Annotated in this window: 14 protein-coding genes; 7 read left to right on the top strand and 7 right to left on the bottom strand. The window is 52.8% G+C overall.

The window, feature by feature from the left end:
• The first annotated feature begins 217 nt into the window (after positions 1 to 217).
• From ACL2XJ_RS07235 to ACL2XJ_RS07255, 5 genes are all read left to right on the top strand, one after another.
• The gene (locus tag ACL2XJ_RS07235; protein WP_413726083.1) at positions 218 to 496 is read left to right on the top strand and encodes a hypothetical protein; all 279 of its coding nucleotides are present in this window, start codon (positions 218 to 220) and stop codon (positions 494 to 496) included.
• 96 nt (positions 497 to 592) lie between these two features.
• A complete protein-coding gene (locus ACL2XJ_RS07240; RefSeq protein ID WP_413726084.1) occupies positions 593 to 808 on the top strand; it encodes a DUF1127 domain-containing protein in 216 nt (71 codons plus the stop codon).
• Positions 809 to 1,111: 303 nt separating this feature from the next.
• Positions 1,112 to 1,402, top strand: coding sequence for a hypothetical protein (locus ACL2XJ_RS07245; RefSeq protein WP_413726085.1), 291 nt, complete (start codon positions 1,112 to 1,114; stop codon positions 1,400 to 1,402).
• Positions 1,403 to 1,747: 345 nt separating this feature from the next.
• Positions 1,748 to 1,888, top strand: coding sequence for a hypothetical protein (locus ACL2XJ_RS07250; RefSeq protein WP_413726086.1), 141 nt, complete (start codon positions 1,748 to 1,750; stop codon positions 1,886 to 1,888).
• Between the two features lie 153 nt (positions 1,889 to 2,041).
• Positions 2,042 to 3,163: a winged helix-turn-helix domain-containing protein gene (locus ACL2XJ_RS07255; RefSeq protein WP_413726862.1), complete on the top strand. Its 1,122-nt coding sequence runs from the start codon at positions 2,042 to 2,044 to the stop codon at positions 3,161 to 3,163.
• Positions 3,164 to 3,507: 344 nt separating this feature from the next.
• Here ACL2XJ_RS07255 and ACL2XJ_RS07260 read toward each other — a convergent pair whose 3' ends face one another.
• Positions 3,508 to 4,881 (bottom strand): MFS transporter, encoded by a 1,374-nt coding sequence (locus ACL2XJ_RS07260; protein WP_413726087.1) that lies wholly within the window; start codon positions 4,879 to 4,881, stop codon positions 3,508 to 3,510.
• 108 nt (positions 4,882 to 4,989) lie between these two features.
• Here ACL2XJ_RS07260 and ACL2XJ_RS07265 point away from each other — a divergent pair, with 108 nt between their 5' ends.
• Positions 4,990 to 5,859, top strand: a complete 870-nt coding sequence (locus ACL2XJ_RS07265; protein WP_413726088.1) for a LysR family transcriptional regulator — start codon at positions 4,990 to 4,992, stop codon at positions 5,857 to 5,859.
• A 232-nt stretch (positions 5,860 to 6,091) separates the two neighbouring features.
• Here the strand turns inward: ACL2XJ_RS07265 and ACL2XJ_RS07270 are convergent, their stop codons facing one another.
• A complete protein-coding gene (locus ACL2XJ_RS07270) occupies positions 6,092 to 6,250 on the bottom strand; it encodes a hypothetical protein (RefSeq protein ID WP_165934199.1) in 159 nt (52 codons plus the stop codon).
• Positions 6,251 to 6,767: 517 nt separating this feature from the next.
• On the opposite strand from ACL2XJ_RS07270, the gene ACL2XJ_RS07275 reads away from it, so the two are divergent.
• Positions 6,768 to 8,423, top strand: coding sequence for a UbiD family decarboxylase (locus ACL2XJ_RS07275; protein ID WP_413726089.1), 1,656 nt, complete (start codon positions 6,768 to 6,770; stop codon positions 8,421 to 8,423).
• A gap of 120 nt (positions 8,424 to 8,543) precedes the next feature.
• On the opposite strand, the gene ACL2XJ_RS07280 is transcribed toward ACL2XJ_RS07275, so the two are convergent.
• The 5 genes from ACL2XJ_RS07280 to ACL2XJ_RS07300 all read right to left on the bottom strand — a co-directional run bounded on the left by ACL2XJ_RS07280 (position 8,544) and on the right by ACL2XJ_RS07300 (position 15,242).
• Positions 8,544 to 9,089, bottom strand: coding sequence for a hypothetical protein (locus tag ACL2XJ_RS07280; protein WP_413726090.1), 546 nt, complete (start codon positions 9,087 to 9,089; stop codon positions 8,544 to 8,546).
• Positions 9,090 to 9,105: 16 nt separating this feature from the next.
• Positions 9,106 to 10,914, bottom strand: coding sequence for a hypothetical protein (locus ACL2XJ_RS07285; protein ID WP_413726091.1), 1,809 nt, complete (start codon positions 10,912 to 10,914; stop codon positions 9,106 to 9,108).
• A gap of 437 nt (positions 10,915 to 11,351) precedes the next feature.
• On the bottom strand, positions 11,352 to 12,221 hold the full coding sequence (locus ACL2XJ_RS07290; RefSeq protein WP_413726092.1) for a MurR/RpiR family transcriptional regulator: 870 nt from the start codon (positions 12,219 to 12,221) through the stop codon (positions 11,352 to 11,354).
• Positions 12,222 to 12,437: 216 nt separating this feature from the next.
• Positions 12,438 to 13,922 carry a gluconokinase gene (locus tag ACL2XJ_RS07295; protein ID WP_413726093.1) on the bottom strand — a complete coding sequence of 495 codons (1,485 nt, stop codon included), beginning with the start codon at positions 13,920 to 13,922 and terminating at the stop codon, positions 12,438 to 12,440.
• A gap of 9 nt (positions 13,923 to 13,931) precedes the next feature.
• Positions 13,932 to 15,242 (bottom strand): MFS transporter, encoded by a 1,311-nt coding sequence (locus ACL2XJ_RS07300; protein ID WP_413726094.1) that lies wholly within the window; start codon positions 15,240 to 15,242, stop codon positions 13,932 to 13,934.
• Positions 15,243 to 15,249 lie beyond the last annotated feature (7 nt).

Raw genomic sequence — 15,249 nt, forward strand, 5'->3', positions numbered from 1 at the left:
GCTTCCTTGCCTTTTGAATGAGCAAGCAAATAGGAAAAAGAGACGAGACAATTGACATAGTTCGCTACCGAACTATGCGCCTCGATGGAACCGATAGCCACGCCTCTTTCCCATCCCTGGTCGGGGGTGTTGAACGGAACCCTGGCGCGAAGCCTGGGCTTCCGGCCCGAAGTGCCAACGACATGACAAGGTGAACCACCATAGAGAGGATCGATAAATGGCTGTTAACCAAGAAAACGTTTCAAAACCTTATACTGTAGATCGAGTGCAATCCGGTTTTCGTATTGAAAAACGTCTTCTAAAAGTACTTAAGGGTCTGGCCGAATATCACGATATAAGCTTGGAAAATCTTGTCGAAGGTATCGTACTACATGCCTTTGAAGGTAAGTGCGCATTCGGTGACCAAAGCCTTGTTCGTATAGGCGAGCTAAAGAAAATCTATGGCCTTGATTTGACTGCTGACGTATCCCGCCAATTGGTGGAAATTGAAAAATAATCTGGCTGAAACGTCAAATTATAGTGCCATTCTTATATTGTGGACCAATGGCGATACACAAGTATCGCCTGGTTTAATATCAAAAGAATATGTAAAATGCATAATAAAAAAAGACGTCAGAATAAAAACTTTATTTTTTCTAGATTAAATATTTCTACTTCTAGGCCCAGGCTAATATTTGTTTTATATTCGAAATTTTGTATTTTCTTATACAAAAAGAAACTGCGTCGCAAAGCACGTATCGAACTGCTCAGAATGAATGATCGACAATTGCGTGACATTGGTTTAACTCGGGATGATCTACCCCGATAGCAATCCCGATTACCATCCCGCAATTTGTCCCCGCCATAGAATCTACCAAGCAACGGACGCTCGTCGCGTCGCAACCAAGGCGTGTGGCGGCAACTCGATTTTTTGCCGGGAAGATACGTGGCGGGGGTGAGGCCAATGCCATGCCATGAGCCACGCCGATTTGGCAATGGTTGGACCCGGACTTGTAAAAACCGGCAATACCGTGCTCATATTGACTTTTCACGGATTTAAGCTATTCCTTAAGAGGTGAGTAAAATAATTTTAACCCCCCCGCAAATTTTCTATAAAAAATAAGGTCAGGCAATGAAATACATTATCTCCATACTGGCTGTAACCGTTCTGTTTTCTGCCTCTACTTTTGCGGCAAAGCAGATTACCCGTGAAGAGTCCGCTAATTACACCAAAATAGGCGATGTGTCTCTTACGCAGACGGGCACCCCTTCCATCGGTCATAAAAAACTGGCAAAAGAAGCAAATAAAAAATGTTGGGCATCGGGCAACGTAAAAGCACGTGATTGCTTCTATCTTATTGTCGATAGATCAGGTCACGAGTCGGATCATAAAACCGTTAGTGCCGAAGTCTTCAAAAAATAAAGTATTAAAGCCTCGTATTTAATATTTTAAATCGTAAGCATGTGTATCTGATTAAACCTGATCTTAACGTTATACGTTTTTACAGGTGTCTGTCTGGATAAATCTGGCTTAAATTTTCTAGGCCAGATGCGCCTGCAGTTCAGTAATGTTTCATCTACGACCGGGCACGGCATAATTTTAGCAGATGCTTCCGTTCATTCACTTTCAGTACCTTCGACAGTCAGTAAATTTGCCCCATCGTACTGCTGCTATCAAAACAATCGACTGCCGGTGCTTGCCGGTTCCAAACGACCCACGCCTTGATAAAAATTCCTCTTGTACATGATGCAAGCTAATGTATTAAATATGAAACGCTACGGTGCCTTTGCCGCAACCGCCGCTCCGCTCAATGTTGAAGCGTTTTACAAACGACGATCCCGCATTGATACCAAGACAGCGCTTTTCGGAGAAAAAAATGGCTTTAGCTTATCCAATCTACCTATGTGATAACCGATCCGCCAACTTGCGCGCACTTATCTCCATTGTTACGGGAGAGCCATTCTGAAGGCGGAAATCTCCGTTGCGGAAGCACGTCGCGTCGCGCTTACGGCCCAGGGCTTTAACGGACTGCATCGCCTGGAGGCTGTCGGCGCGGCTCAGCTGCGCAAGGGCGTTGAAAAGCTCGGTCTGCTTCAGATCGACAGCGTGAATATTCTAGTGCGCGCGCACTATATGCCGCTCTACTCACGCCTGGGCTCTTACGAACCGGCGCTCCTCGACGCGCTGTCGGCAGCCAGACCCAAGCGCTTCTTCGAATATTGGGGACATGAGGCGTCCATGCTGCCCATTGACTGTCAACCACTGCTGCGCTGGCGTATGAACCGCGCGCTTCGCGGCCAGGGCGTGTGGCGGCAACTCGAGCCCTTTGCCGGGGAGAAGCGGGGCGAGGCCGATGCCCTGCTTGCCCGCATTGAGGCAGAGGGTCCGCTGGCCGCATCCGATATAGCGGGCAGCCGAGCCGCAAAGGGCATGTGGGTATGGAGCGCCGCCAAGCATGCGCTGGAATGGCTGTTCTGGGCCGGGCTGGTTGCCTCAACCCACCGCAGGGGCAGCTTTGAGCGGGTCTACGATCTGCCCGAGCGGGTGTTGCCACGGGCTATCCTGCAACTCCCCACGCCAAGCGGCGTTGATGCCCGGCGGGCGCTTATCGAACGCTCCGGGCGCGCCTTGGGCATCGCGACGGTGGATGACCTGCGTGACTACTATCGCATCCCCGCGCCGGACGCAAGGTTGCCCATCGAACAGTTGGTGGAAGAGGGAACCCTCATCCCGGTGCGGGTGCGTGGCTGGCAGCAGCAGGCCTATTTACACAAAGAGGCCCGCGCCGGTCGCAAGCTTGAGGGCGCGGCACTTCTGTCGCCCTTCGACCCGCTTATATGGCACCGTCCGCGCACCGAGAGGGTATTCGGATTCCGCTATCGTCTTGAAATCTACACGCCCGCCCATAAGCGCGAGCACGGTTATTACGTACTGCCTTTCCTGCTGGATGGCGCGCTCGTCGCCCGCGTGGACCTGAAGGCGGAACGCAAAACCGGCACACTGCTTGTCCTGCGGGCACATCTCGAGCCCGGTGCGCCGCAGTGTACGGTGGAACGACTTATGGGAGAACTTCGCCTGATGGCGTCCTGGCTAGGACTGTCGAACCTGACCATTTTGCCGGCAGCGGCTGTCCATCCTCTATGTTGCGAGCAAGTCTGTTTTGGCAATATTAGAAACAGTTAAGGAACCATTTAGTCTCAGGATGGCACTCTACAGCCTCATTCTTTTGCTGTGTGCCATGGATGGGCAAGTGAGATCGGTCGGGCTGTCAGGTCCGACCTTTTTTTCAACCCGCCGGGTCTGTTTGCGATGTCATGCCCTTTCGAGTGACGAGCAGAAGTTGCGCGTGTAGATAACGCCATAAACCGACTGCATAGCCAGCATTTCAAGGGATATCAGTTAATGGCCGTCAATACCAAATACGAAACATAGTGATGTTCGTTATGTTCCATTAGCTGTAACAATCTCGGATGGACAAAAAGCTGTTCTTTCCCAACCGCCATCTTGTTCGTTCATGTACGGATTTTTCATTTTTCAGGTAGCCATCGCCAGACCACCAGCGCCAGCAGGAGATGAACCAGCGCTGAAACCAGCATCAGCATCGCCAAAGGCGAGACGAGAAGCGAAAATACCAGGCCGGTCAGGGCGATACCCATCAGCGACCCCAGCTGACGCAGCGTGGTGTGTACCGCAGAGGCGGAAGCCACCATCGCTAAAGGCGCTCGGTGCAAGACGGTGGATGTCATCGGCGGCACGACAAAGGCGGCGCCTCCGGCCAAGAGTGCCATAGCGATAATCACCAAGAGGGTGATGTGATCTGCTAAAAACAGCATGCCAAGATAGCCGCAGGCGCTTAGCGCTAATCCGGTGATCATTTGTTTTTTGACCCCCCAATGCGCCATCAACCGACCGGAGAGTATATTGCCGGCCATCAGGCAAAGCGCCAACGGCAGCAGCGCCATACCCGTACGCAAAGGAGAAAGGTGCAAATGGTGCTGCAATTCCAGGCTCATGGCATAGATGCCGCCGAAGTAACATACGTTAATCATCATGCCGGTGAGATTGGCGATGGTAAACCCGGCATCCTGAAACAGGGACTGCGGGACCAGCGGCGAAACGGCGCGTCGTTCCACCATGATAAAGCCTGCCGCGCCCGCCAGGGAAATCCCTGCGGCAAGTTGGATCAAGCTGCTGGCCCATCCCAGCGCAGGCAGTTCTATCAGCGAATAACTCAACGCGGTCAGCGTCGTTATACCGAGTACTTGTCCCGCCATATCAAAATCCCGCTCGCGGCCGCCGTGAACTCGGGGCAACAGACGAAACGCCGCCAGCAGGCCGCACAGACCGATGGGAATATTGATCAAAAAAACGCTGCGCCAGCCGAAAAAATTGACCAGAAAACCCCCCAATATTGGTCCCGCCGCGGCGGCAAGGGAAACGACGGCGCCAAACAGGCCAATATTCCGTTGCCGGAGCGCATTGTCTGGCCAGATAAGAGGCATAAGCGCAAAGGATGCGGGAATAAATAACGCCGCGCCCATGCCCTGGATCAGCCTCAGCATAATCAATTGGCCGATTGAATGGGCCAGACCACACCCCAATGACGCGCCGATAAACAGCAGCAGGCCAAGCATCCATATACGACGGGCGCCGTGGCGATCGGCCAGCGCACCGGCGGACAGCATCAGGCCGGTCAGCGTCAGGTTGTAAGCGTCCACTGCCCAGGTAATGCCCGCTACCGTCGTTCGCAGCTCAGACTGTATGCTGGCGATAGCGATATTAATCACATTAACATCCAGAATCGCCATAAACATGCCGGCGCAGAGCACCAGCAAAACGGCAAATTGCCTCCTTTGGGCGGGAGTTTCGCCGCCGTTAGCTATAACTCTCGCTTCGGTCATGGTTTATTCCTTCTGTTTCCTTGTCTGCCATGAGTGTAAAGAGGAATCAGCGGGCTTAAAATGCAGCAAGAATAAGGTCAGGTGCGGCAAAAATGCAGCGGAGGAGAAATGAACTGGGATAATACGCGTTATTTATTGGCTATCGCCCGCACAGGCAGCCTGCGGGCGGCGGCGGCCAGCCTCGGCGTCGATCAGGCCACCGTTGCCCGTCGCCTGCGCACGCTGGAGCAGGAATTAAACATCGGCCTGTTTACCCGCCATCCCGAGGGTTATAGCCTGACGGCCGCCGGTAGGTTATTGGTGCCGGAAGCGGAAAAGATGGAAGCCGCCGCTGCGGCAATGGGGCGCAAAACCATCGGTTTGGACACAACCTTGGCCGGCACGGTGCATATTGCCTCAACGGAAACGCTGGCGCGCTGTTTTTTACTGCCGGCACTGCGGGAATTGCGCCAGTCGTTTCCCGGTATTACCGTAACGCTCTCCACCGCACCCGCGCTGTTGGATATTAAACGCGGCGAAGCCGACCTGGCGGTGCGCAGCGCGCGTCCGACGGACGGCAGCTTGATTATCCGTCGGCTGGCCACCGTGCGGATGGGGTTGTACGCCTCGGCGGAGTATGTTTCCAGGCACGGCCTGCCGGTAGCCGGCAGCGCCTTTGCGGGACATGAGCTGGTCATGTTTCCCCGTGACGTGCTGCCCCAGTATTGGCAGGAATTGTGTGGCGAACCCTTGACCAACGGCAATATCGTTATGGAAACCGCCTCGCAATTGCTGATGATTGAAGCGGTCAGGCAAGGAATGGGGATCAGTATGATGGCGCAAGAAATAGTGGAAAGATGCTGCCCCGAACTGGTCAACGTGATGCCGTCCCGCAGCGACTCCGCCGATATCTGGCTGGTGGTCAATCCTGATGTCTGGTCCGCGGGGCGCGTCCGTGTGGTAATAGAGGCGATTAAGGACGCTTTTGGCTCGCGGTAAGTGACTGTGAATGAGATTGTATAATGGCATGATCCCCATACCTTTACCCGCCCATATTAAAAGGTAGGCTTGGAATTAGGTTTAAGACTGATGGCGGGTATGTAACACCGGGATACTAATACAGGAAAAGGCTAAGCGTATAAGGGGTAAAACGGCCGGCCAAAAAAACGGGCTGATTAAGATAAATCTAATCAGCCGCTGGAATGCCGTACCAGGCGTGGTCTATAAGTCATTATTTCTTGGTGCTGCCTTTTCCTTTTGACTTATCGCCCTTTTTATCATCACTTTTGTCCTTACCGGATGCTTTTGCTTTTTCCGCCGGCTTCTCTTTTGCAGGCGCCTTTTCCTTTGTTGGAGCAAACGTTCTCTTACCTTCTTGATATATAGTCATTTTAACTCCAATATAATACGTAAAAGTTAGGGTAAGGTATAAATTAAAATGCTTTTAGCATATAATCAACACTATGCATTTTATTCGCACTTACTTAAATAAGTTTAGTCATAGAGTGAGCTTATACAAATTTATTTTGCGATCTATTTAACACTATGCAGCATTGACGGATTTATTTTCTCGATTAACGTCACATGTTTCCGTGCCTGACATTTTCTGGGCGAGTTTGCCGTCAATGACTTCGTCAATATAGGAAATGAGTAATGGTTCATTTGCTAACCCGTGGGGAAACGGGTTTGGCAAAGGCCTGAACTTAGGTAAAGTATGCTGAAAAATTCGCCAATCAAGGCCATTGCCGCGCTTCATCGGGCTAAAGACATCAGCTTACAAATCAGCGGGAACGGTATATTGCGTTCAGGAAAATTCCATTGCAGCATGCAGACTCGGCATTACGCTGGCGACGCTATTGCCACCGGGTCTTAGAGCCGTGCCCTTTCCCCTAAAAGAGCATTTCGATATGAATGGCGCAGAATCAGTAAGCAAGACGGTGAGCCTTGATTTCCAGAGTCACCTTGCGGAGCTTGAGGCACAGGGCCTGCTTGTTCGCATCGATCGTCCCATCAATAAAGATACCGAACTGCATCCTTTGGTCCGTTGCCAGTTTATCGGCGGGATCGCCGAGGACGATCGCCGGGCTTTTCTTTTTACCAATGTCGTCGATTCCGCCGGCCGCCGCTACGATATGCCTGTGGCGGTAGGCGCCTTTGCCGCGTCGCCGCGTATTTATGGACTGGGCATTGGCCGGACTCTGGAAGATATCGGCGCCGACTGGCTAAATGCCATCAAAAATCCCATCACGCCGGTTACGGTCACTGCGCCGCCTTGCCAGGAAATCATCATCACGGGTGACGAGCTCAAGCGTCCCGGCGGCGGGCTGGCAGCGCTGCCGGTACCGGTTTCAACGCCGGGCTTCGACGCCGCGCCGTATCTCACCGCAACCCTGTGCATTACCGCCGATCCTGATAGCGGGGTGCGCAATATCGGCACCTATCGGGCCGCTTTGAAAAGCACCAATCGGTTGGGGGTGCGGATGTCGTCACGCATCGGCGGCGCCGGCGGCTATCTACACTGGTGCAAATACCGCGATCGGGGAGAACGGATGCCCTGCGCCATTGTTATCGGCGCCGCTCCGGTGGTGATGTATACCGGCCCGGAAAAGCTGGCTATTGATCAGGATGAACTGTCGGTGGCCGGCGCCCTGGCCGGTACGGCAATAAGGACCGCACGGGGTGTGACGGTGGACCTTGAAGTCCCCGCCGACGCTGAGATTGTCATTGAAGGGCTAATCGATACCGACCTGCTTGAGCCGGAAGGGCCGTTTGGCGAGAGCAACGGCTATGTCGCCCTGGAGGATTTCAATATGTCCATGGAAGTGACCGCCATCACGCACCGGCGGGCGCCCGTTTTTGCCTCTATGATAAGCCAGGTGTCCCCCAGCGAATCCAGCGTTATCAAAAAGCTGGCCCTGGAACCTCTGTTCCTGAACCACCTGCGCGAGCATCTGTCCCTGAAAAGCGCTTTGCGGGTGGTGATGCATGAGCCGCTGAGCAATCTGCGGCCGATCATCTTTGTCCAATTTGCCAATAACACGCCAAAAAGCGAAATCTGGCGGGGCCTGCAGGGCACAGCCGCCCGGCAGGCCGACAGCGGCAAAATGGTTATCGCGGTGAGCGAGGATATCGAACCGGAACATACGGACGCGGTAATGTGGTCTCTGGCCTATCGCTGTAATCCCATTGAAGACGTGCATATCGAGCCCTACCGTTCCGGCGGGCATTCGCCCAAATCGGGACCGGCCCATGCCGATTCCACCCTGCTTATCGATGCGACGCTTAAATATCCCATGGCGCCCCTCGCGCTGCCGGGGCGGGAATATATGGAACGGGCGCAGACGCTGTGGCGGGAACTCGGTCTGCCCGCCCTCACCCCGCGTTCACCCTGGTATGGGTATTCCATGGGAGACTGGAATGATATCTGGCAAGATTTCGCCCGCAATGCCGTCGCGGGAGAGTGGTCGAAAAACGGCGAGAATACCTGGCAACGGAGGCGTGGCGGACTGACGCCGGAAACACCGGCGCGTTTGGTGGAGACCGAAAAGAAGCCCAATAAATAGATTCAGCCTTTAACCCGTGCATCAACCGGCGCACGGGGGATACTTGCAGACATCGACAACCGGCACAGAAGAGCGGGTTAAGACTTCCGCTGCTTCAAAGCTATATTTCTCAGCTATTGGCTAACGACATAGTAAACGCCCACCGTGATCAGGATAACAGTGTTCTACCGGCTGACGGTCAGGATTGATTACCGCCATAGTCCCTCGCCCGTTATGCGTGCTGAACTGGAAATCATTGGTATTGATGTTGATATTGCCAATAGTATCGCGACGGTCGCCGGAGACGGTAATACTGAAAGAGCCGATATGCTGCAATTCGGCACTGGAGATATCGCCGGTAAAGCGGTGTATTCCGTTAAATACCGAGGTGCTTGTTACCAGGACCGACAACGGCGGGCCAAAAGGATAAGCCTGGAGAATAAATTTACTGCCGGAATGAAGTTGGCCCAGTACGTTATCATTTATTGTCATGGGGTATTCGTTGGGATGCTGCGGCAGAACCCGTAAATAGCGGAATATAAACGACTCGGTTTTTACCGCCACCGCGGCGCCCTGACTGTCTTGGATAGCGGCGGGGGTTAACAGGGCTGCGTGGGTCGCCTCGTAACCCATCGCCATCGACGCGGTAATCAGCAACAAATAAGACATGCTAAAGAGTCTTTTCATGATGTTCACCTTACGGTTAGCGAAATGCGGCCACGATGGGAGAATTGGTATTCATCATTCTCACGGCATCCACTGAATCGATTGCTCCCATGGGAATACCCATTTGCACGGTATAGCGTTGGGGAGTAGAGTAGAAAGGAATGGCATTACCGGCCATAATGGTGCGCGTAATCTGATCGCCCCGCGCCCATAGAGGCGTCGGCCGCTCATCACCGTGGTGAATGCCCATATTATGGCCGAATTCATGGCGCGTACCGGTCGTCGCGCAATCGACCGTCTCTGCGGCTACCATGGTTGAGGCGTTGGGTACGGTATTCACATAGGCTAACCCGCAATCCAGCGGGAGACCGATAGTGATATAGTTCACCGCGTCGGCGCTTACCGCATTACGCAATCCCTGAACTTCAGGGTTTACTACCAATTGCGGTAAAATACTGCTAAGCGAGGTCCAGCCCTCCGGCTGGGCCAACTCGTTTAACCCCACCAGCCGTACGCGGAAATTGGCGCCAGAGTTTTCCAGCCCATCATTAATGAGGCCAAATGCCTCAATATTCCTGGCCTCAATGGCCGCCTGTCCGAGACTGCTCCTGGCTAAATCGCTATAGATCATCAACAAATCAACAGTGATGGTTTCCTTTTGCCATAGGCCGTTTTCCCCAACCCTAAACGAGACGACTTCTCCCGGCAGTGCCGAATAGGCGAGGCCGGAAAAGAGAACAGAGGTCGCTTGAGCCGCGTTGTTATTGATGATGACCCGGGCGCCCGGCAATTGGCCTTCGCGCAGGGTTATCTGTGGACGAAAATTGCCGGGACTCAATTCTATGCGGGTGCGCGGTGTCCGTAAGGTAGGGACCACTCCGCTTGGCAAATTTAATGCCGTATAAACGCGAATGGGGCTGGAAATCAGCTGCCAGCGCCTACCGGCCGGATTTTCCGTAATATAAAAAAAATGATACTCATTACCATTGGCTAATTCCATGGGACCGGAATAATGAGTATTGGCATTACTGATCGTTGCCGCAGAGGTGGCGGTTGATCGAATAATAATTTCATCGCGGTTATTGGCGGTTTGCGGTAACTGGATAGAAGAAATAAAATGCTGATTACTAAAGTTCACTTCAGTCAAAGGCACAATAGGCGGCGGCATTTGAGCAATGTCGGCATTGATATCCAGTCTTTGCACCGGCGGCTGGGTTATTACCCAGCGTTGCAAATCCGTTCGGTATTGCAGACCGTAGTTATCCGACGCACGGATATTGGTCGTGCTGGCAAAGAGCAAATAGTCAGGTAAAAGCCGGGAACTGTTGGTTGCCCTTGAGCTTATTAACAATAAATTCTGCGGCGTGGCCTGCGATGGCAATCTTATTTCCGCCGCCCAGTTGCCATCATAGATCTCATAAATAGTAATACGCGCAGTGAGATTAGGAATATTTGGTCCCACCGAATTCGGTGACATCGATGTTACCTGGGCACCGGAAGGAATCCAACGCTGCTGGCCGGCATCAAAAGTGAACGTAAAAGTATCGCCATCGATTATTTCCATTTCCGGTCCGAGACCGACAGGCCGGGCATCGAGAAAAGAATTATACGAGGCGCGAGAAATAAGAGTAACCGAGCTATTGGCATTCGGCTGTAACGGCAAAGCGATATTCCTAACCCAATTGCCATTGGCCGTCGTAAAATTGATATGGCTGTATCCCGAGGGGAGCTGCCCGCTACCGCCGTTGGTATTGGGCGTAAGGTCAATACTGAAGGAGGCAGCGCTATAGAATGCAATTAATATGGTTAACATGAAAAACAGCTTTTTGAGATAAATGGTATTCATCTTTCACCTCTGACGTGGCCGCGCTCATTATATAATTGATTGGGATAGGTGTTATTTAACTCGTGACGCTGAACGCGAGTATAAAAAAATCTACTCGGCGCAATGGATTCTCGTTACTCAAACACTCTATTTTGTTTTAAAAAAATCTTTATCAGCCAGCCAATTTATTGATAATGAATTACATTTTGTGGGCAATTATCATGAACTCGCTGATGAAATAAATTTATTCCATGCTTTTATCAAAAATTTATGATGCAGCCCAGGATCATTAAAACGCAGACGTCTTATTTTCAATATACTGGCCTTCAACTTATTTATAGTGTGCGCTATCACATCTTGCTTTTTTTGCCGATGCATAACGTGATGAATACAAAAATTATTAATGATAAGATATGCGCTTGGATGTTATCTAACAAACCCGCCTTCTTGATGCGCAATCAGCTAATCCTGCGCTTTATCGCTTGGCTGTCCGCCTTATGCACCAGGGGCGATACACGTTCAAAGTGCGAATAGCCGATAATGGTATAAAGGATATCGGTAATCATCAGTTGGGAGAGTCGGCCGGTCATGGAATCACTGGAAAAAACCGTGGTTTTCGCCGAGTAGGTCAATGTCAGGTCGGCAATTCTTGCCAGGGGTGAAAAGGGATCGTGGGTCATGGCCATCGTCCTGGCTCCGGCCTGTGCGGCGCTGCTGATGGCCGCCACCACCGGTTCGCTTCTGCCGGTATGGCTGATACCCATGGCGAGATCGCCGCTCTTTAACCCCGCCGATGAAATCATCATCAGATCGTTATCGGAATAACATGCCACCGGCAACCCCAGCTTGAGGAATTTATGGCGTATATCGATGCAGACCGTGGCGCTTCCTCCGATACCGTAAATATCAATCCTGCCGGCCTGGGCAATAGACTGCGCCGCCGCCAGCAACGCGTCGATATTCAACATTTTTTGGGTATCGGTCATGGACTGAGTGGTGGCCGCCACCAGCTTATCCCGTATCACCCCGACCTCGTCGCTGACGTTTAACGCCTCCCCCGACGCCGGCGGCGGAATCAACACCAGGTCCTTGGCAAGCCACACGCGTAGCTGTGAAAAGCCGCTGTAACCGCTGTTTTGCGCCAGCCGGGTCACCGTAGCGACGCTGACCTCAGCCGCCGCGGCCAATTCCGAAATAGTGCAATGAATGGCGCTGTCGGCGTGGGAGAGGATGTAATCCGCCAGTTTTCTCTCGGTGGGCGTCAATGAGGAACGGACAGTTTCCAAACGAAGACGAACTTTTTCCAAAGGCACCAGAATGTCACTCATAAAGGACCGCTCGTGTTGTGCTCATGTTATTGAGACAGGGTTAGGAAGACTCGCGCAACCTTGTAGAAGTCAGTATAGAAAAGGATAAGTGAAATTAATGCGATCGGTTTATTAAGGGTACAATCGCCTTCGCAGCAGTACCGGCATTAGACGTTTTTTGGCAGAGGCAAGGGTATTTCACTATAATCCGCACTAGGTTTATGGATAATGAAAGCCTTAGCGCAACTCCTCCAGCCGTTGTTTTAACATCTCTATCATATGATTATCAAAATCCGCCTGCCGTTCAAGGGCGATTTTATATCTCTCATGGGCCCCTGAATTGGGATAAACCGTCCGGTTAACCGGAAATTCAATCTCTCCGCCCTGGCCCTGTTTTTCCAACACCAGCAGCGCCGCCCCGCGCAGCGATCCCTCTTCAATGTCTGAGACGTCAAGGGATTCCCCAAGGCAATCGGCGACAATCTGCGGCCAGACAGAGGAACGCAAAAAGCCGGCGCCGGTGGCGATAATCCGCCGTTTTCCTGGCCATGCCCGATCCAGCCGGTTTTTCAGGAAGGCAAAACGTAAACCGACGCTTTCCAGCATCGCGCGATAAATCTCCACCGCCGTGGTGGCCGCCGTGATACCGCTAATGGCTGCGGTGCGCCCTTCCGACCACTGCGGGCTGCGGGAACCCAAAAAATAGGGCAGCACGCACAAGCCATGGGCATCCGGCGCCAAAGCCGCCACCCGATCATCAATATCGGCTGCGGATTCCTTATCAAGCAGCTGTCGCGCCCAGGCAGCGGCGTTTCCCCCTTCCGACAAGGCCATACCGCCGGCGAAGCGTTTGTCATCAACGCGATAACACCACAGTCCCGCATCAGGCACAGACACACTGTCGGCTTGCCATACCATACGCATGGATCCGCTGGTGCCCAGCATCAATACCAGTGAATCAAGGCTGTTTGCCCCTGCGCCGATATTGGAACAGGCGCCGTCACCCCATGCCGGATACCAAGGGATGGCAGCCAGCCTGGGCCAGCGCTCGCCCCATGGGGCAACCAATCCCCGCAGCGGTTCATCGGAGATGGGCGGCAACTGCTCCGGCTTGATGCGGGCGATACCGATAGCCTCACGTGACCACTGTTTTTGATTGAGATCGCACAGCCCGCTGCCTGAGGCCATGGAAACAGACGTGCCGATGCGGCCGAAGAGGCGAAGAAACAGCAGGTCGGCGGCGGATAACCAATAACGGGTCTGGGCGAACGCCGTTGCATGCTGTGCCGCCAGCCAGCGCAGACGCGCCGGCCAATAGCTGGAATGCACCGGACATCCCGTCAAGGCATGGAGACGACGGCCGATGCCGGAGTATTTCAACGCGGCGGCTTCATGGGCCGATCGGCCGTCCGCCCAGGTGATAATGGGAAAGGTAGCGGCTTGCCGATCGTTTATTCCCGTCAGGCTATGCCAGAACGTACTGATACCCACTCCGGTAATATTCAGCCGGTCCGGCGTAATGGACATCAGCTCATCCAACGCGCCGAACAGATCGTTAAACAGGGTATCGGCATCCAGGGTCGCCTTGCCCATGGCGTCGGTGTCCAGACTGTACCCGCGGCGGATACATTCCCCGCTCTGGCGGCCATAACCGTCAAACAGGGCTGCACGGAGCGAGGACGAACCTATGTCGATAGCCAATACATAAGTGGAATGCGTCATGCTAACCTCTTACTGCTTTACCGGCGGCCGGAAAGAGGCCAGCATCACCGCGCCAATCACGAAGGAAGCGCACAGAAACAGCAAACCGGCCCGCGGCGTCCCGGTCCAGTCCACCAGCATACCGACTATCCATGGGCCGAAGAAACCGCCCAAATTGCCCACCGAGTTGATGGCGGCAAGGCCGACGGCGGCGGACAGACCTGATAAAAAGGCCGTCGGGATGGTCCACCACACCGCGATATAGCCATAGGCGGCCACGGATATCAGGCACAGCCAGAGCATGGACAGCCAGGTGTTGGTGGTTATGGACAAAAGAAACATACCCACGGCCCCGCTAAGAATTACCGTAACCACATGCCATTTCCGCTCCATGGTCTTATCCGAATGCCAACCGTTGATAAGCATGGCTATCCCCCCCACGACGGTTGGGATCACCACCAGGAAACCAATAACGGTGTTGGAAAAGTGCGCCTGAAAGCCCTTGATAAGGGTCGGCATCCAGAACGTGATGCCATAAATTGCCATGACAATCCATACATAGGTAATGGCTAAATAAAGAATATGTTTATCGCCCAGAATTTTCCACCAATGCACCTGCGGTGGCGTAGAATTCGCGGCTTCGATTTCCAGTTCATCTTTAACCCAGGACTTTTCCTCGGAGGAAAGCCATTTAACGTCTTGCGGGGAGTCATTAAGTACAAAAAATGTAGCGATGCCGAGCAGTATGGCGGGAACAGCTTCCAGTAAAATCATCCAGCGCCAGCCGGAGAAACCCAGCCAATGGATATTATCCATAATGATCCCGCTTAACGGCGCGCCCAGGCAATTACAAACGATTTGCGCCAGGAAAAATGTGGCCATGGCGCCGGCGCGGTGACGGCGCGGGAACCAATAGGTCAGATAAAAGGCGATGCCGGGGAAAAAACCGGCTTCCGCCGCACCCAGCAGGAAACGCAATATATATAAATGATATATTCCCGTGGCGAAAGCGGTTAAAAACGCCACGAGGCCCCAGGAGATTAATATACGGGCTATCCACTTTCTTGCACCGAATTTATGTAGAGCAACATTACTCGGCACTTCAAATATAAAATAGCCAATAAAAAAAATACTGGCCACCATACCGAACTGGCTGCCGGTTATTTTAAGCTCGCCATTCATTTGCAGCGCGGCATAGCTGATATTGGTGCGATCCAAATAGGCGATGGCATACAATATAAGTAAAAAAGGGATAAGCCTCCAGCGCATTTTTTTCAGAGTGGATTCTTCGATCTGCGTCATAGCTTGCAGGTTATTTTTTTGGGATATGATCTGGCTCAAGATATCC

Source organism: Sodalis sp. RH16, assembly GCF_047324245.1.
Taxonomy (GTDB): domain Bacteria; phylum Pseudomonadota; class Gammaproteobacteria; order Enterobacterales; family Enterobacteriaceae; genus Acerihabitans; species Acerihabitans ligni.